The organism is Microbulbifer celer, assembly GCF_020991125.1.
In the GTDB taxonomy this organism is placed as follows: Bacteria; Pseudomonadota; Gammaproteobacteria; order Pseudomonadales; family Cellvibrionaceae; genus Microbulbifer; species Microbulbifer celer.
Window position 1 is genome coordinate 937,912 of sequence record NZ_CP087715.1, and the last position, 17,089, is coordinate 955,000.

13 protein-coding genes and 1 tRNA gene are annotated in these 17,089 nt (G+C 58.9%); 13 read left to right on the forward strand and 1 reads right to left on the reverse strand.

Translation table 11 applies throughout. The features are described from left to right. Window positions 1-4,011, forward strand: coding sequence for a translocation/assembly module TamB domain-containing protein (locus LPW13_RS03700; protein ID WP_230438100.1), 4,011 nt, complete (start codon window positions 1-3; stop codon window positions 4,009-4,011). A gap of 47 nt (window positions 4,012-4,058) precedes the next feature. Then, window positions 4,059-4,724, forward strand: a complete 666-nt coding sequence (locus LPW13_RS03705; protein WP_230438101.1) for a nucleotidyltransferase family protein — start codon at window positions 4,059-4,061, stop codon at window positions 4,722-4,724. On the opposite strand, the gene LPW13_RS03710 is transcribed toward LPW13_RS03705, so the two are convergent. Continuing rightward, window positions 4,615-5,520, reverse strand: coding sequence for a M90 family metallopeptidase (locus LPW13_RS03710; RefSeq protein ID WP_230438102.1), 906 nt, complete (start codon window positions 5,518-5,520; stop codon window positions 4,615-4,617). The genes LPW13_RS03705 and LPW13_RS03710 overlap by 110 nt on opposite strands. A gap of 89 nt (window positions 5,521-5,609) precedes the next feature. Here LPW13_RS03710 and LPW13_RS03715 point away from each other — a divergent pair, with 89 nt between their 5' ends. The 11 genes from LPW13_RS03715 to LPW13_RS03765 all read left to right on the forward strand — a co-directional run bounded on the left by LPW13_RS03715 (window position 5,610) and on the right by LPW13_RS03765 (window position 16,790). After that, window positions 5,610-7,151 carry a metallophosphoesterase family protein gene (locus LPW13_RS03715; protein ID WP_230438103.1) on the forward strand — a complete coding sequence of 514 codons (1,542 nt, stop codon included), beginning with the start codon at window positions 5,610-5,612 and terminating at the stop codon, window positions 7,149-7,151. 120 nt (window positions 7,152-7,271) lie between these two features. Then, window positions 7,272-7,778, forward strand: coding sequence for a CinA family protein (locus LPW13_RS03720; RefSeq protein WP_241292479.1), 507 nt, complete (start codon window positions 7,272-7,274; stop codon window positions 7,776-7,778). 153 nt (window positions 7,779-7,931) lie between these two features. Next, window positions 7,932-8,966 (forward strand): recombinase RecA, encoded by a 1,035-nt coding sequence (recA, locus tag LPW13_RS03725; RefSeq protein ID WP_230438104.1) that lies wholly within the window; start codon window positions 7,932-7,934, stop codon window positions 8,964-8,966. Between the two features lie 2 nt (window positions 8,967-8,968). After that, window positions 8,969-9,583 carry a regulatory protein RecX gene (locus tag LPW13_RS03730; RefSeq protein ID WP_230438105.1) on the forward strand — a complete coding sequence of 205 codons (615 nt, stop codon included), beginning with the start codon at window positions 8,969-8,971 and terminating at the stop codon, window positions 9,581-9,583. Window positions 9,584-9,706: 123 nt separating this feature from the next. Then, on the forward strand, window positions 9,707-11,185 hold the full coding sequence (gene glpK / locus LPW13_RS03735; RefSeq protein WP_230438106.1) for a glycerol kinase GlpK: 1,479 nt from the start codon (window positions 9,707-9,709) through the stop codon (window positions 11,183-11,185). Between the two features lie 140 nt (window positions 11,186-11,325). Continuing rightward, a complete protein-coding gene (locus tag LPW13_RS03740) occupies window positions 11,326-11,511 on the forward strand; it encodes a Trm112 family protein (protein WP_230438107.1) in 186 nt (61 codons plus the stop codon). A 61-nt stretch (window positions 11,512-11,572) separates the two neighbouring features. Continuing rightward, a complete protein-coding gene (locus LPW13_RS03745) occupies window positions 11,573-11,938 on the forward strand; it encodes a histidine triad nucleotide-binding protein (RefSeq protein WP_230438108.1) in 366 nt (121 codons plus the stop codon). A 79-nt stretch (window positions 11,939-12,017) separates the two neighbouring features. Then, entirely contained in the window at window positions 12,018-14,630 is a 2,613-nt protein-coding gene (alaS, locus tag LPW13_RS03750; protein WP_230439143.1) for an alanine--tRNA ligase, read from the forward strand. A 162-nt stretch (window positions 14,631-14,792) separates the two neighbouring features. Continuing rightward, window positions 14,793-16,031 carry an aspartate kinase gene (locus tag LPW13_RS03755; RefSeq protein WP_230438109.1) on the forward strand — a complete coding sequence of 413 codons (1,239 nt, stop codon included), beginning with the start codon at window positions 14,793-14,795 and terminating at the stop codon, window positions 16,029-16,031. Between the two features lie 229 nt (window positions 16,032-16,260). Beyond that, window positions 16,261-16,455 (forward strand): carbon storage regulator CsrA, encoded by a 195-nt coding sequence (csrA, locus tag LPW13_RS03760; RefSeq protein WP_230438110.1) that lies wholly within the window; start codon window positions 16,261-16,263, stop codon window positions 16,453-16,455. A gap of 245 nt (window positions 16,456-16,700) precedes the next feature. Further along, a tRNA-Ser gene (locus LPW13_RS03765) sits at window positions 16,701-16,790 on the forward strand. Window positions 16,791-17,089 lie beyond the last annotated feature (299 nt).

Consider the following 17,089-nt stretch of genomic DNA (forward strand, 5'->3'; position numbering starts at 1 on the left):
ATGGCCAGTACACCGGACCACAGCAGTCGCGGCACGGATAGGCGCAATGGCGTGCGAGGGTTCTGGCGACGTGTGTGGCGTCGGCGACCGCGGCTGTTGTGGCTGGTGGTGGCGCTCTCCATTCCGTTCCTGTTGGCGGTCTGGCTCCTGGGCTCTGAAGGTGGGCGCCTGGCCCTGACCCGGGGAGGCATTGCCGTGGCGGAACGGTTTGTGCCCGATCTGAGTTTCAGCGCGGAGGGGCTTGCCAGTCGCGAACTGGGGCACTGGTATTTTGATCGGCTGCAGGTTCACTACGGCGAAAGAACACTGGCTTCTGCCGAGTCGCTGACGCTGCATATCGACCTGCACGCGCTGATGAAGAAACAAATTCACCTGCCGGAAGTGAGTGTCGGCCAGTTGTTGTTCGATAACACTGTGTTGGCCGATTATAGCGAGGCCCATCCGGCGCCAAACGTACCGGAATCAATACCGGAGAATCAGGAAGCGCGATTGTCGGTACCTGCCATCTGGGTGGAAAAACTCTCGATCGGCAAACTGACGATCATCGATCCGCAACTGGACGGGTTGCCAGTGGTTTCCGTCAAGGGTGAGGCGAGCTACCGCTGGCCCGGGCGCGCCTCGGCCCTGCAGCTGAAAATTGACGAGCTGGATGGCAAAGCGCTTTCCATCCGTCTCGATGGCGAAATGCAGCGGGAAGATCTGTACGTGCTGGATTTCGCCGCGGAGGAACACGCGGGTGGATTTCTGTCGCGCAGACTGCAGTTGCCAGAAGGTCAGGCGCTGGACGCCGACGGCAAGTTGCTGCTGAAGCTTGAAGATGACAATCACCTTCAGGCCACCATTGAGCGCTTCAATCTGCCGCTGGTTGCCCATCAGTTCGGTCTTTCCGGCAGTGCCGATATCGAGTTCTCCCCCTGGTCCGTCAATACTGAAGGGCTGGCCCTGACCGTCGACGATACCGAGCATCGCATCAGCGGCACGGCAGATGGAGAAAGCCTGAACCTGAAAGCCAACTTTGATCGACTGCCCATTGCCATTTCCCAGCCGTGGCAGGATTACCTGCAGGGCGGGTGGCTGAGTGCCGACCTGGAAATCGTTGGACCATTGACGCTGCCAGCGGTGTCCGGCGCCCTGGAGGTCCGCACCCGTTACCAACAGCAACCACTGCACCTCACTGCCAAGGTACGCAGCGAAGACAAGCAGATCCGGATTGATACTGCGCACCTCGAGGTCGCGGAGGCCGCGCTGGACCTGGCAGGGCGTGTGGACATTGGCGCCGAATCCATCGATCTGAACGCGCGTATTGAGCAATTGCCGGTGGCGAAAATCCGCGCGCTGCTGGCGGGGTTTGAGCAGACCCGGGAGGTGGAAATCCCGCCGGATCTGGATGGCACCGTGGCCGCACTCGTCGCCACTGCCAGCGGCCCGTGGAAAAACCCCCAGATGACTTTGCAATTGGATGGCGATTTCTTCTATCGCGACTTTGTCGCCGAGCTGCATGGCGCCGTCGAAGGCAACCTGGAGCAACTGACCATCGGTGAGTTGCTGGTTGAAGGCGAGGGACTGCGTGTCAGCGGCACCGGTGATGTCAATATCGAGCGGGAATCTCTGCAACTGCAGCTGGATCTGGCCGCGCGGGATTTTCAACCTGCAGAGCGCCTGGGGTTACCGGTGGACGAAGGCACCCGGGTGGATATGGATGCGGTAGTGGGGGTCACCGGGCCGTGGAAGAACCCGGAGATGTCCGCACAGATCTCTTCTGATGGCAGCTACCGGGATTATCGCTACCGCCTGCGTGGTGGCGCTGCGGGCAACGCCGAGGAGATTACCCTCGACCGGTTGCGCCTGGACCTGTTTCGGGGCTCTGAACCCGCCCAGCCCCGCCCGCGACAGTCCCTGGTGGCGGAAGCGGTACCGCAGCCGCAACAGGATTACCCACTGCGCAGCGAAAACAGCGAAACTCCCGATGGCGTGGCCGCGCTGGCTGCCGACGCAGAGGCAGAAGCGCAACGGGGTAATGCCTGGCTGGAGCTCAATGGCGTGATTGCACCCAAGGCGCAAACGGCAAACGGCAGCGTTGCCGGTCGCAATATTCCCCTTTCTCTGGCGGAGCTGGCCGGGGTCAGTCTGCCGCCGTCATTGAATGGTGAGTTGAGTCTGGATGGGCAATTCTCCGGTCCGTTTAGCGCGCCGGAGGCCAGTGTCAACCTGATCGGCCTTGGGTCCTTTCGCGGCGAGCCCTGGCATATCCAGGGGGATGCCAGTTACCGCAAAGGGCAGGTGGATCTGGCGGATGTGAAATTGTTGTGGGCAGCGCGCAACCAGTTGACCGCCAGTGGCAGCCTGAGCGAGCAATCACTGGACTTGGATCTGCGCGCACAGGCGAACCTTGCGGACTTCGATGAATGGGTGAATATGGGGATCAGCGAGCGCGGAGAGTTGAGCCTCTGGGCCACTGCCGCTGGCACCCCACGGGAACCACAACTGGCCGGTGAATTGAAAATGACCGGTCGCGCCCCGGGGTTGCAGGATGATGCACTGGTGTACTCGCCACTCAATCTGCTGTTGAAATGGCAGACGCAGGCCAGTGACTTGACTGTTGACCTGAACGCCAGTCATGGCAGCCGTCAGGCGGCGCAGGCATCGGCTAGCCTCGCCATCGGGCCAATCCTGGAGCGCCTGTTTGCCGGAGCTCGCGACGACGCCCCGCTGCCCCTGCGTCTCAATGCCGAGGGCAATGCAGATCTTGCCGCGGTGGGCGCATTTATCGATCCGGAAATTCATACCATGCGCGGGCGTCTGGATTTCAACTTCAACGCCGACGGCAATACCCGCGCACCGAATATGCGTGGCAAGATCAACCTGCGGGACGGTTACTACGAGCACCGTCCCACCAATACCCGCCTGCGCAGCCTGGTTTTTGTGGCGGATCTGTCTCCGGAGCAGTGGCGCATAGTCGAGGCCGGTGCCCGGGATAAAGACAAGGGGCGGATTGACCTGACGGGCGCGGTTACCTTCAGTGCACCCGCGCCTCCGCAACTGGATTTTGTGCTGCGTGCGAAGGGCGCTCATCTGCTCAACATGCCCGCTGCCCGCGGCGCTTTTACCGGTGAACTTACGCTTGATGGCTCTACGGAAGACGCGCGTCTGGCGGGCAAGATGGCGTTGCGGCCGTTGGCGGTTCAGATTGAACATTTCTTTGGTAGCAGTGTGCCGGAAATCGATGTGGTGGAAGTCGAGGTGGAATCTGACGACGGAACGGAAGAGAGCGGTCCGTCACTGCTGGAAAATATTGAATTGGCATTGGAAATCGTGCTCGATCAGCAGTCCTATGTCCGCGGCCTGGGATTGGACTCGGAGCTGCAGGGAGCGGTGAGTGTGGGCGGGACTGCGGCGGATCCCCAGGCGTCTGGTACGCTCACCATCGTGCGTGGTAAGTTTGACCTGCTGGGCAAAAAATTCGAGCTGCAGGATGGTGAGATCCAGTTCCAGAACAATGTGGCTGCAATCTATATCAAGGGCGTCTATACCCACGCGGAGGGGGAGATTACCGCCGAGATCAGCGGTACTTCCGACGACCCCCAGGTGAAATTCAGTTCCGAGCCGGCTGCGGCACAGGACGAAATTTTTGCCCAACTGCTTTTCGGCAAATCCCTCACGGATATCTCTCCGTTGCAGGCGATTCGCCTCGTCACCGTTGCGCGGGCCCTGCAAGGTGGTGGCGGAGGGTTCGACCCGATGGCAAAAACCCGCGACCTGATCGGACTGGATACCCTTGATGTGGAGTCTGAGGAAACCGACACCGGGGAAGATCAATACGCTCTCAGCCTCGGTAAATACATCACCAGTCGGATTTACCTCGAATTGCAGCGCAGCACGGATCCGCTCAATCCGTGGCAGGCGGAAATGCAGGTTGAGTTGCGCAAGAACCTGCGCCTGGATATCAAATCATCGGACAGCGACGAAAGCAGCGCCGGAAGTATCGAGCTACAGTGGAAGAAGGATTACTGAACAGCTATAACAATCAACCGCTATTAAAAAACGCTGGAGAAAACGTTATGGAATATGCAATCGTTGTATTGGCCGCCGGATATTCCCATCGTTTTGGTAGTGATAAGCGCCTCGCCAATATCAAGGGTGAGCCGATGTTGGTGCAGACTGTGCAGCACGCCCTGGCCGCTGCGGAATCGATTCCCGAGACCCGGGTTCAGGTAGTTCTCCGCGCCAGAGACCCTATCATATCCCCGCTGTTTACCCACTTGCCCGTTCAACTGGTGCACGCGCCTGTCTGGCCGGTTGGAATCTCCGCCAGCCTGGTGGCGGCGGTGGAGCGCTTCCGACGGCAGGGGGCCAACCCCCGTGCGGTACTGGTCTGCCTCGGTGATATGCCTTTTGTGGAGCCCCAAACCCTGCAGAAACTGCTGGAAAATGCCGCGGAGGACCGCATTCTGGTGCCCGTCTGTGCGGGTACGCGAGGCTATCCAATTGTGATTGGTCGGCGCTATTTCAGCGCCCTGGCCCGATTGCGCCGCGCTACAGTAGAGAAAGTGCTGCGCCTGTATTGCGACTGTGTGCAGGATATCGAGGTCGCCGACCCGGCCATCAATTGCGATATCAACCGTCCGCAAGATTTCCACGAAGCAGCGCGGCAGGATCTGTTCGGTAAAACTTTTGCAGTTCCCGATACAGTGCCGGGTGCGCTGCTTGCATCGCCGTCGGAATGACAAAATAGGCCTCTGTGGCGACAGCAAAAAACTCGGCGGGCGACTGGGCGCCGTAGGTGTCCAGCACCGACGGTGGATCGTCCTTCTCTTCGCTGACCTCTCTTTCTCCTTCATCAGGCTGACTTTCTGTGCCCTGGATTTCTGTATGCAGGGCATGCAGCCGTTGGCGCAGGGCAGCAAATGCGTCGCGCATTACCGGCGCCCAGTCCTTGCCCGCCTCGACAGAGTCAAATAGCGGGCGGCCATCCACGTAGCCATCTTCTTCATCGAGCTTGTGGGCAAACTCGTGAATCGCCACATTGTGCCCCTGTTGCGGTTGCGCCAGCCCCTGCTGGAGATCGGCCCAGGAGAGCACTACCGGCCCCCGGTAGTGCGCCTCGCCCGCTCGAGCGCTCAGATGCGCGGATTCCACGTAGCCATCGCGATGGGTTTCCTCTGCAAGATAGGCGTCCGGGTAGAGCAGAATCGTACGCAGGTTCGGGTAGCAGTTGTTGGCTCTCTGCAGCAATAACAGGCAGGCGTGGGCGGCAACGGTTACCCGCATTTCCTCGGTGACTTTCAGGCCGTTGCAGCCCACAAACGCTTTATCGCGTAGAAACAGACTGATATGGCTGCGCAACTCCTGCTGCTGGTCGTCGGGCAGCCGTGGGTAGAGGGCAAGATTCTGCTCGAGCCAGGACTGCTGTTCGGTGCTGAGTGGCTGCGCCATCAGGTGCTGTCTGCGCCAGCGTCGCCAGAAGTAGGGGATCAGCCACACGGCGGCGGCGAACAGTATCAGTAGTAAAAAAGCTTCCACGGCTTTGGCACCTGCTTGATCTAGTGGAAATTTCTGCGAACATGCACGGTTTAACCCCTGCCGTGACAATAATACAACCGGATACCAGCATGGATCGCGCCCCAGATCACGCAAGCCCGCCGTCGGGAAATTTTATCGTGTCACCACACCGCTATTTGCCGGGGGGGCGGGTACAGATATGGGTGGGCAGTTTCAGTGCTGACATTTCGTCATTGTTTCTTTGCTGGGAAACCGACTGCCTGCAAGCTCCCGAAGCCCCGGGCGAGTGCCCGCTCTCCCTCGAGCGCGAAGCGCCCGGCCTGTGTTACACCTTGCTGGAACTCGACCTGATACCGGGAGCCCACTACCAGGTGCGCCTGGTGCGGCGGGCCGGTGACGGTGACACCCCACTGGCTGCCGCGAGCCTGCGTGCATGTCCGTCGGATCTCTCTCGCGGTTTCACAGCCTGGTACGGCACCTGTTTTTATCGCCGTGAGGATCAACAGGCGTTGCGGGGCGCATTTCGTGCACTCCCGTTGGATCACCGTCCGGATGTCACGTTTCTCGGCGGTGATCAGGTGTATCTGGATACGGCATTTTCCAACCTCGCACCGTCGCCCATTGCCGGTTTCAGCGCGATGAACTTCCGCACCTTTAAAAAGCGTGGACAAGAATTCATCCGACGATTGTTGGGCTCGGTGTTTTCCAATGAGTATCGTAAGAACTGGCGCGGTGGTTTGCGGGAAGTATTGCGCACAGGTGCCAGCTACTTTCTCGCCGGGGATCATGAATTCTGGAACGATTATCCCAATCGGCCGGGTTTTCTGCGCAGTCTCCGTAACCCGGTACTGCACGATACCTGGCAGCGGTTGGCGAGAGAGCTGTTTCGCGCCTACCAGCAGCCGGATGGAGTCCCCTCGGCGCAATTTGATGTGGGGAATGAATTGAGCTTCTTTGCTCTGGATACCCGCCTCAGCCGGGGGGCAGGGCGCGATAGTGGCATGACCGACGATCGGTCTCTTGCGGACTGCAAAGCCTGGCTGGCGGGGTTGCAGAGCCCCGGTGTGCTGGTCTTGCCGGCACCGCTGGTAACACCCTGGCAATTTCGGCGCCGCTGGAGTCTGAGGGCGTTGAAAGTGAAGTACGGCTGGGGGGACCACGCACTGACCGATACCGGCCAGTACGCGGAGTTGGTTCAGGCACTGAACGACTGTGCTCAGGATGTGATGATTCTGGCAGGAGACGTGCACTTTAGTCGTCTCGCGACAATGCATCTCAATGGCAAATCGTTGGTGGAGGTGGTCTCCTCTCCCCTGGCCTGTCTACCAAGCGCCACCACCGGGCCGAAGCAGCCGGTGACACATTTCCCGCCCCGACCGGTGGGAAACATCAGCACTCCGGTGCAGTATGCCGAGGCGGGAAGGCTGGCACGAGATTTCCCATGCAAGGCGACCGTGCATAATTTCGTGACTGTCCGTTTTGCCCGGGCGAAAAACGCCGTGGAGGCGCAGGTGACCTGCTGGGACCTCAGCGATCGCAGCGCCGAGGCTTCGCCGGCGGTTGACTGGCAGCGGACAATCGAATTGCGGCGTCGCGGGATGAATGTGGCTTCCGGTGTACCCGCTGCCAGTCCGGAAGAAGAGTCTGCGTGAGCGCCTGACGGCCATTGACGGTTTTGTTAGGCTGGCCGGCTGCGGGACCTCGGCCATGATTATGCTTTCGTATAGGGAATTGAAGAAAGTGCAGAAAGGTACACAAGCGGGAGAGCGTCTGTGAGTGATGACATGTTGGCGTTGGCGGAGCGTCTCGGCGCCGCCCTGCAGCAATGCAAGTGGCAGGTGACAGCCGCCGAGTCCTGTACCGGCGGCGCCGTTGCCGCGGCAATCACCGCTGTTCCGGGTGCTTCGGCCTGGTTTGAGGGCTCCGTGGTGAGCTACTCCAATCGAATCAAGCATGAAGTGCTGGGTGTCGACTCCACAGATCTGTCGCGCCTGGGCGCCGTCAGCGAACCGGTGGTGCGACAGATGGCGGTGGGGGTCCTCAACCGCTTCGATGCCAACCTGGCAGTAGCGGTCAGCGGTATCGCCGGCCCCGATGGGGGCACTGAAGACAAACCTGTGGGCACGGTATGGATCGCCTGGGCCCACGGTGAGGGGCAGGAACCGGTAACGGTGGATGCCCGCTGTATACAGTTCAGCGGCGATCGCCACGAGGTTCAGTCGCAGACGGTGGCGGAGGCATTGCGGGGATTGCTCTCCATCGCCGAGAGTCACCTGTAACGGGAGGCTGCCTGTAAGCGGTTCCTCCGTGCCAGCTGGGACACCGGTGACGACGAATCCCGGATTACTGGTTGCTTATACAGTGATTTTTCTCTAAGCTTCCCCGCAATCAACAATATTTACCCAGTCAATTTCAAGTACACGGGAAGGGTCATGGATTCCAACAAAGACAAGGCTTTAAACGCGGCGCTGTCTCAGATCGAGCGCCAGTTCGGTAAAGGCACCGTCATGCGCATGGGGGACAAGGAGCGCGTGCGTATCCCTGCGATCTCCACCGGCTCCCTGGGGCTGGATGTCGCTCTCGGCATTGGCGGCCTGCCCCGTGGCCGTATCGTTGAAATCTATGGCCCGGAATCCTCTGGTAAAACCACACTGACCCTGCAGGTGATCGCCGAAGCTCAGCGCAAGGGCGGCACCTGTGCTTTCGTGGATGCGGAGCACGCGCTCGACCCGGAGTATGCGGAGAAACTGGGGGTAAACGTTGACGAGTTGATCGTTTCCCAGCCGGATACCGGTGAGCAGGCGCTGGAAGTGGCGGATATGCTGGTACGTTCCGGTGCGGTTGACGTACTGGTCGTCGACTCCGTGGCGGCACTGACGCCGCGTGCGGAAATTGAAGGCGAGATGGGGGATTCCCACGTCGGTCTGCAGGCCCGCCTGATGTCCCAGGCCCTGCGTAAACTGACCGGCAACATCAAGAATACCAACACCCTGTGTGTATTCATTAACCAGATCCGTATGAAGATCGGTGTGATGTTTGGCTCTCCGGAAACCACTACCGGTGGTAACGCGCTCAAGTTCTACTCCTCGGTGCGTCTGGATATCCGTCGCATCGGCTCTGTAAAGGAAGGCGATGAGGTCGTGGGTAACGAAACCCGCGTGAAAGTGGTCAAGAACAAGGTGGCACCGCCATTCAAACAGACCGAGTTCCAGATCATGTACGGTCAGGGTATCAACCTGTTGGGGGAGATCGTCGACTATGGCGTCAAGCTGGGGTTGGTGGACAAGGCCGGTGCCTGGTACAGCTACAAGGGCGACAAGATCGGTCAGGGCAAGGCGAATGCCGTCAAATTCCTGAAAGAAAATGTGGATCTCCGCAACGAGATCGAAGGCCAGCTGCGCGCCCAGTTGCTGGGTGATCTGGTGCCGCCGAAAGAAGAAGAGGCCGTCGAGGCTGCGGAAGACTGATTTTGTCTCTGCCCCCAGATTCCTTTTCTGGTTCTCAAGCCGGTTGTGTCACAGCACAGCCGGCGGAATCACTCGAGGCCCCTTGCCAAGCTACCGGTCTTGAGGCCCCCCATGAGTCCAGCTCGTCCGAGCGCGCTCAGCAAGATCAGGCGCTGTTTAGCGCAGCGTTGGATCTCCTCTCCCGGCGGGAATACTCCTGCTACGAACTGCGGCAAAAGTTGGATGCTCGCTTTCCCGAAGCGGATTTCGAAAAAGCATTTTTGCGTCTGCAGGAACTCAACTACCAGTCCGACCAACGCTTTGCCGAGGTGTTTGCCCGCAGCCGGGTAATGCGCGGCCACGGCCCTATCCGTATCCGCCAGGAGTTGCGGCAGAAGGGGATTGCTGCCGATCTGATTGAGTCCTCTATCGATCAATTGCAGTCAGAGTTGGACTGGTTCCAGCACGCCAGTGAACAGTTGCAGCGCAAATTCCGCTCGCCGGTAAGCCGCGCGCTACCCTGGGCGGACCAGCAGAAAGAGCGTGCCCGCCGCCAACGCTACCTGGCCTACCGGGGATTTTCCGGGGATGCCGTCCAGTTTGCCATCGAGGAGCTGGATCGCAGCGGGGATGAGTGATCCCCTGAAGGGCACAGCGCGAGTCTGACTGCGTAGCGTAGCGTAGCGTGGCGGGGGCTTTGCCTTTGCCCGGCGACGCCGGTATATACTGCTCCCAGCCATTCGACAGATAGCGAGCCACGGATGATTCTCTCCATCGATCAGGGCACTACCGGTACCACGGCGTTTGTTTTCGATCACAGCGGCAAGTTGCGGGGGCGCAGTTATTCCGAATTCCCGCAGTATTATCCGAATCCCGGTTGGGTAGAGCACGATGCCAGCGAGATCTGGCAGGTGACGCTGCGTGTGTGCGCGGCGGCGCTCCAGCGAGCGGGGATCACTGCTGGCGCGTTGTCAGCAGTCGGTATCACCAATCAGCGCGAAACCAGCGTGCTCTGGGATCGCAGTTCCGGAGAGCCGGTCTGTCCCGCTATCGTCTGGCAGTGCCGCCGCTCCGCGTCGATCTGCGATGAGCTGCGCGCATCGGGACGGGAGGCCTGGATCGCGGAAAAGACCGGCCTGGTGGTGGACGCCTATTTTTCTGCCAGCAAGTTGCAGTGGATATTTCGCGAGTACCCGGAGCTACACCGGCGAGCGCGGCGGGGAGAGCTCTGCTTTGGCACTATCGACAGTTGGCTGATCTGGAAGATGACCGGTGGCCGCGCCCATCTCACCGATCACAGCAATGCCAGCCGCACCCAGCTGTACAACATCAATACACATCAGTGGGATCCGGAGCTGCTCGAGCTGTTCGAGTGCCCCGAGTCCCTGCTGCCCACAATCCTGCCGTCTGCGGCCGGCTTTGCGATCACCGACCCGACTTCGTTTCTCGGTGCGGAAGTGTTGATTTCTGGGGTGGCGGGGGATCAGCAGGCGGCGCTGTTCGGCCAGGGCTGCGTGGCCCCCGGCGCGGTGAAAAACACGTACGGGACTGGCTGTTTCATGCTCGCCTGCGCCGGTACCGAGCGCCCATCTGTTCCGGCGGGGCTGTTGACCACGATCGCCTGTGACGACGCGGGGCAACCGGTTTATGCCATAGAGGGCTCGGTGTTCAATGCCGGCGCAGCAGTGCAGTGGTTGCGTGATGACCTGGGGCTGATCCAGCAGGCTTCGGACAGTGAGCAGTTGGCCCACAGTATTTCGGATACCCGCGGGGTCTACCTGGTGCCCGCGTTCAGTGGTCTGGGCGCCCCTCATTGGGACGCCCGTGCGCGCGGGGCCCTGTTTGGCCTGACCCGGGGTGCGGGGCGCGCAGAAATCGTGCGCGCGACACTGGAGTCCATCGCCTACCAGAGCCATGAGCTGGCGCAGTTGATGGGGCAGGCACTGGGGATGGAGCTCGCCTGCCTACGAGTCGATGGTGGCGCGAGTGCCAACAACTTCCTGATGCAATTTCAGGCGGATATCAGCCGTATTCGCGTAGAGCGACCGCGACAGGTCGAGTCCACCGCCGTGGGTGCGGCGCTGCTGGCGGGGATCGGCGCATCCCTGTGGCAACCGGGCCGGCAGCCGAGATGCCTGCAGAATATCGAGCGGGATTTCCTCCCGCAGATGCCCGCAACCCAGCGGCGGCAGCTCCTGGAGGGCTGGTTACGTGCGGTGTCCGCCTGTCGCGCTTTCTAATCCGGGGTCGCAGCCTTCCACTCGTGCCCTCGGGACAGCCGCAGGCCCCGTCATTCGTGAAAACCCCACAAAAGCGTTGTACCATACGCGGTCTTTTTTCTGCGCGGCAATCCGCTGTCGCGGGTATGGCGGGGTACACCATGGACAAGAAACTACTGAGCCTGCTGGTCTGTCCGGTCAGTAAGGCACCACTTGAATACCGTGAAGAACAGCAGGAGTTGATCTGTAAAGCCAGCGGTCTTGCGTATCCGGTGCGCGATGGTATTCCCGTCATGCTGGAATCCGAGGCGCGGCAACTGAGCGTGGACGAGAAACTGGAAAAGTAACCACCAACTGCGATGTAGGTCTCGTGTTGAGCGGGGTCGCAGACAGTAAGAGGGCGTTTCTATGAGCGAGCAGACGGTATTCAGCCGAATCCTCTCCGGCGAAATACCCGCCAGGCGTGTCTATGAGGATGACCAGTGCATTGTCATCGAGGACCGCGCGCCACAGGCACCCACGCACTTGCTGATCATTCCGCGCAAGCCGCTGGTCAACGTAGCGGCGGCGCAAGAAGAGGATGCCCCGCTCCTCGGGCACCTGATGTGGGTGGCTGCCGAGCTGGCGCGGCGCCTGGGGCTCGAAGAAAGTGGTTTCCGGCTGATTATCAATAACGGTAGTGGCGCAGGTCAGACGGTGTTCCACCTGCATATCCATTTACTGGCCCAGTGCACAATGCGCGAGGGCGACCTGGCACAAGACCTGCCGGAATAACGGTCTCCGAAATAATATTCTCTGGCGGTAGCGGATGCTGTCGCTGCAAGCTTTAACCGACGATGTGGAATTTGGCTGGATGAAGAGCGCACAGATACGCGAAGCATTTCTCAATTACTTTGCCGAGCAGGGGCACACTCGGGTGCCGTCCAGCTCCCTGGTACCCGGTAACGACCCGACCCTGATGTTTACCAATGCAGGCATGGTGCAGTTCAAGGATACATTCCTGGGCCAGGAGCCCCGCCCGTACAACCGTGCAGCGAGCTCCCAGCGCTGTGTGCGTGCGGGTGGTAAACACAATGACCTCGAGAATGTTGGGTACACCGCGCGTCACCACACCTTCTTCGAGATGCTGGGCAACTTCAGTTTTGGCGATTATTTCAAACGTGAAGCCATTCAGTTTGCGTGGCAATTTCTGACCGGCGTGCTCGGTTTGCCGGAGGAGCGTCTCTGGGTGACCGTCCATATCAGTGACGACGAAGCGGCAGATATCTGGCTGAAAGAAGTGGGCGTCAGCGCCGATCGCTTCTCCCGTCTGGACGAAGACAACTTCTGGCAGATGGGCGATACCGGTCCCTGCGGCCCCAGCTCTGAAATTTTCTACGACCACGGTGCCGACGTGCCCGGTGGCCCTCCCGGGTCCGAGGACGACGATCTGGATCGCTACATCGAGATCTGGAACCTGGTATTCATGCAGTACGAACGCACCGCCGATGGCGAGCTGCACCCGCTTCCCAAGCCCTCGGTGGATACCGGCATGGGCCTCGAGCGTATCGCAGCAGTGATGCAGGGCGTGCACTCAAACTATGAGATCGACCTGTTCCAGGCGCTGCTCAAGGCCGCGGGCGCGGTTGTCGGCTGCGACGATCTGGAAGAAAAGTCCCTGCGGGTGATTGCGGACCATATCCGTTCCTGCTCCTTCCTGATAGCCGATGGCGTAATGCCTTCCAATGAAGGGCGCGGCTATGTGCTGCGCCGCATCATCCGCCGCGCTGTGCGCCATGGCCACAAGCTGGGGCATCAGCAGACCTTCTTCTACAAGCTGGTGGCGGCCCTGGTCGGACAGATGGGAGAAGCTTATCCGGAACTGCAGGAAAAGCAGGCGCTGATTGAGGATGCTTTGCGCAAAGAAGAAGAGCAGTTTGCAAGAACGCTCGATAAAGGCATGGCGTTGCTGGAAGAGGGGCTGGCTTCACTGGAGCGTGATGAAATTCCCGGTGAGCTGGTTTTCACGCTGTATGACACTTACGGTTTCCCTGTCGACCTGACCCAGGACATTGCCCGTGAGCGTGGTCTGACGCTGGATATGGCCGGTTACGAAACAGCGATGGAAGCCCAACGAGAACGGGCGCGCGCCGCGGGCAAATTCAAGGTGGATTACACCGGAACGGTGGAAATCGACGGCGAGACCGAGTTTCTCGGTTACGGTACAACAACTGCAACCGGAAATATCGTTGCCATCATTAAGGATGGCGAACAGGTCGATCAGCTGGAGGAGGGCGAGTCCGGTGCCGTAGTACTGGATCGCACGCCTTTCTATGCGGAATCCGGTGGCCAGGTCGGTGATAGTGGCTATCTGCAGTCAGGTGACAATCGTTTTGAAGTATCCGACTGTACCAAGCTCGGTGCTCATCACCTGCACCAGGGCAAACTGCTGAAAGGCCGGATTGCTGTCGGTGACCGTGTCGAAGCGGATGTGGCGGATGACGTGCGTCAGTCAACCGCGTTGAACCACTCCGCCACTCACCTGTTACATGCAGCGTTGCGCAAGGTGCTGGGTGAACATGTCACCCAGAAAGGCTCTCTGGTCGATTCCGAACGCCTGCGCTTTGATTTCTCCCACCCGGAAGCAGTCACGCACAAGCAACTGCGGGCTATTGAATCGCTGGTGAACAGCCAGATTCGTGCCAATACCCCGGTGGAAACCGAAGAAACCGATATTGAGACAGCCAAGAGCAAGGGGGCGATGGCCCTTTTCGGCGAGAAATATGGCGACAGTGTGCGCGTGCTGACCATGGGCGAGCGGACCAGTGGTGGCGCTTTCTCCGTGGAGCTCTGTGGTGGAACGCACGTCGCACGCACCGGGGATATCGGTCTCCTGCGTATCGTTGCGGAAAGCGGCATCGCTTCCGGGCAGCGCCGTATCGAGGCGGTTACCGGCGCACATGCGCTGGCGATGTTCGATGAAGCGCAGCAGCGTCTCGACCACGCGGCTGCGCTGTTGAAAGTGCGCCCCGACGTGCTCGCAGATAAAGTGGAGCAATTGCTGACCAGTAATCGCAAGCTCGAAAAAGAAGTCGCGCAACTGAAAACCAAATTGGCCAGTGGTGCCGGTGGCGATCTCAGCAGTCAGGCCGTTGATGTTGCCGGGATTAAGTTACTTGCCGCCTCCTTGGATGGTGTCGATCCCAAGTCTCTACGCGACCTCGCAGATCAGATGAAGAGCAAGCTCGGTAGTGGTGTGGTTCTGCTGGCGGCGCCGGGGGAAGAGAAGGTCGCGCTGGTGGCCGCGGTCACCAAAGATCTGACCGGTCGTCTGGCCGCTGGCGACTTGATGCGTTTCGCCGCGGGCAAGCTGGGTGGTAAAGGTGGTGGTCGTCCGGATATGGCTCAAGGGGGCGGTACAGATGTTTCCGCTTTACCTGGATTGTTGAAAGAGGTGCCATCCTGGGTGGAAAGCCAGCTGGGTTGAATGCCGAGAAAGGCGAGTCCAGCGAACCGGCGCACCTTATCAGGTTAATTTGAGCCAAAAATTGGACTTGCCAGTTGATTTGGCTGTGGTTTGGTGATTTAGTGCGCGACACGCGCAATCTGGCACCGCGCGGATACGTAGTAGTAAGGAAACACTAGATCAATGAGTTTGTTCGTGCAGAAATACGGTGGCACTTCGGTGGGCTCGATTGAGCGTATTGAGGCTGTTGCCGATAAAGTGGCCGCATTCAGGGCGCAAGGCCACGGCATGGTGGTCGTGCTGTCTGCCATGAGTGGCGAGACAAATCGCCTGATTGGCCTTGCCAGCCAGATCCAGGAAAATCCAGATCCTCGGGAGATGGATGTACTGGTATCCACTGGAGAGCAGGTAACCATTGCGCTACTCAGTATGGCTCTGAAAAAGCGTGGCTATGATGCCTGCTCCTATACCGGTGGGCAGGTCAAAATCCTGACGGATAATGCCCACACCAAAGCGCGGATTCAGCGCATTGATGTGGAGCGCATGCGACGGGACCTGGATGCGGGGCGGGTAGTTGTTGTTGCCGGGTTCCAGGGGGTGGATGAAGAAGGCAATATCACCACCCTTGGCCGCGGCGGCTCCGATACTACCGGCGTTGCCCTGGCAGCCGCATTGGAGGCTACCGAGTGTCAGATCTATACCGATGTTGATGGCGTCTATACCACCGACCCCCGGGTCGTAGACAGCGCGCGTCGGCTGGACCGGATCACATTCGAGGAGATGCTCGAGATGGCCAGTCTGGGTTCCAAGGTATTGCAGATCCGTGCAGTAGAGTTTGCCGGAAAATACAAAGTGCCTCTGCGCGTGCTCTCCACTTTTGAAGAGGGCAATGGCACATTGATCAGTCTGGATGAGGAAAGTAGTGAGATGGAGCAGCCTGTTGTATCCGGTATTGCGTTCAATCGTGACGAAGCGAAACTGACCATTCGTGGTGTACCCGATACCCCGGGAGTCGCTTGCCGTATCCTCGCGCCGATTGGCGCAGAAAATATTGAAGTTGATGTGATTGTGCAGAACATCAGTGCAATTGATGGAACCACTGACTTCACTTTCACCGTTCACCGCAATGACCTTTCCAAGGCGCGCAAGGTGCTTGAGCGAGCTGCACAGGAGCTTGGGGCGCGGGAAGTCGTTTCTGACGACAAGATCGCCAAGGTTTCCATCGTTGGCGTGGGTATGCGATCCCATGCCAATGTGGCATCTCGCATGTTTGAGGCGCTCGGTGAAGACAATATCAATATTCAGATGATCACCACATCGGAGATCAAGATCTCGGTCATCATTGATGAGCGTTATCTGGAACTGGCCGTACGCGCTCTGCACAGCGCGTTTGAGCTATCTGAAGAAAAGAGTGCAGGGTAACCAAATCAGGTTAACTATAACCAGAGTGATGGATGTCGCCGACATCCATAACAATTCGGTTACATGGCGTGTGGTCCGACATGTTGAGATTTTCGACGTCTGGACAATACTGAAGAAAGTGACGGGCAAGATTCTCAATTTGCGTTGTCCTCGGGTTATCATGGCCCGAGGTGCGCATCAGGGATAACCGGTCGTACCAAGTCACAGGATGATCAAGGAGAAGTAGGTAATGTTAATTTTAACCCGCCGTATCGGTGAAACACTGATGGTTGGTGACAATGTGACGGTTACCGTTTTGGGTGTGAAGGGCAACCAGGTACGTATTGGTGTCAATGCGCCGAAAGAAGTGGCCGTTCATCGCGAGGAAATCTATCAGCGCATCCAGCGCGAAAAGCAGTCCTCAGGTGAAGAGGGGGCCGAGTAAGGAACCGTTCAGTCGGGACTTGCTGCCAACGCGATAAAAGGCCGGAATTCCCGGCCTTTTTTACGTTTGTATGTTTAGTGAGCGATCATTGGTGAAGTGTAAAAAGTTATTGATTTGCCATTGATTTTTGTCTCGCCGTTGGTATGATGCCCCCCACTTTCAGCAGCCAAGAACATTTGTTTCTGGTTGTGACGCTTCCAGGGTTGGAAGCAGAGGAGCCTTACTAAGGTTCCAACAAGTTGTCCGGTGAGGTGGCCGAGTGGCTGAAGGCGCGCCCCTGCTAAGGGTGTATGGGTTAACACTCATCGAGGGTTCGAATCCCTCCCTCACCGCCATATTCAAAACACTCTCAATTGAGGGTGTTTTTTTATGGTTAAAGCTCCGTGGTTTGCGGGGCTTTTCCAGTGTGCGGCGGTCGCCGCTGGCTTTGCAGAAAAGTTTGAGAAAACATCTTGCGAAGCCTTCGGTGGCCCCGTATAGTTCGCGCCCTCGCTGCTTGAGCGGCAACGCAAAGCGCAGCGGGGTTGGCAGGATAAGCCTTTGATTTTCAAGAAGTTTTACTTCGAAAAAGAAATTCAAAAAGCGCTTGCCAAGGTCGGAGAGGCCGCTATAATGCGCGCCACTTCAAGGGTCG

Bases quoted from the DNA above. Each gene is read 5' to 3' on its own strand.
- LPW13_RS03740 (WP_230438107.1), top strand. From the start codon at position 11,326: ATGGACAAGAAACTACTGAGCCTGCTGGTCTGTCCGGTCAGTAAGGCA.
- LPW13_RS03715 (WP_230438103.1), top strand. From the start codon at position 5,610: ATGGATCGCGCCCCAGATCACGCAAGCCCGCCGTCGGGAAATTTTATC.
- recA (WP_230438104.1), top strand. From the start codon at position 7,932: ATGGATTCCAACAAAGACAAGGCTTTAAACGCGGCGCTGTCTCAGATC.
- LPW13_RS03755 (WP_230438109.1), top strand. From the start codon at position 14,793: ATGAGTTTGTTCGTGCAGAAATACGGTGGCACTTCGGTGGGCTCGATT.
- LPW13_RS03705 (WP_230438101.1), top strand. From the start codon at position 4,059: ATGGAATATGCAATCGTTGTATTGGCCGCCGGATATTCCCATCGTTTT.
- LPW13_RS03700 (WP_230438100.1), top strand. From the start codon at position 1: ATGGCCAGTACACCGGACCACAGCAGTCGCGGCACGGATAGGCGCAAT.
- alaS (WP_230439143.1), top strand. From the start codon at position 12,018: ATGAAGAGCGCACAGATACGCGAAGCATTTCTCAATTACTTTGCCGAG.
- csrA (WP_230438110.1), top strand. From the start codon at position 16,261: ATGTTAATTTTAACCCGCCGTATCGGTGAAACACTGATGGTTGGTGAC.
- LPW13_RS03745 (WP_230438108.1), top strand. From the start codon at position 11,573: ATGAGCGAGCAGACGGTATTCAGCCGAATCCTCTCCGGCGAAATACCC.
- glpK (WP_230438106.1), top strand. From the start codon at position 9,707: ATGATTCTCTCCATCGATCAGGGCACTACCGGTACCACGGCGTTTGTT.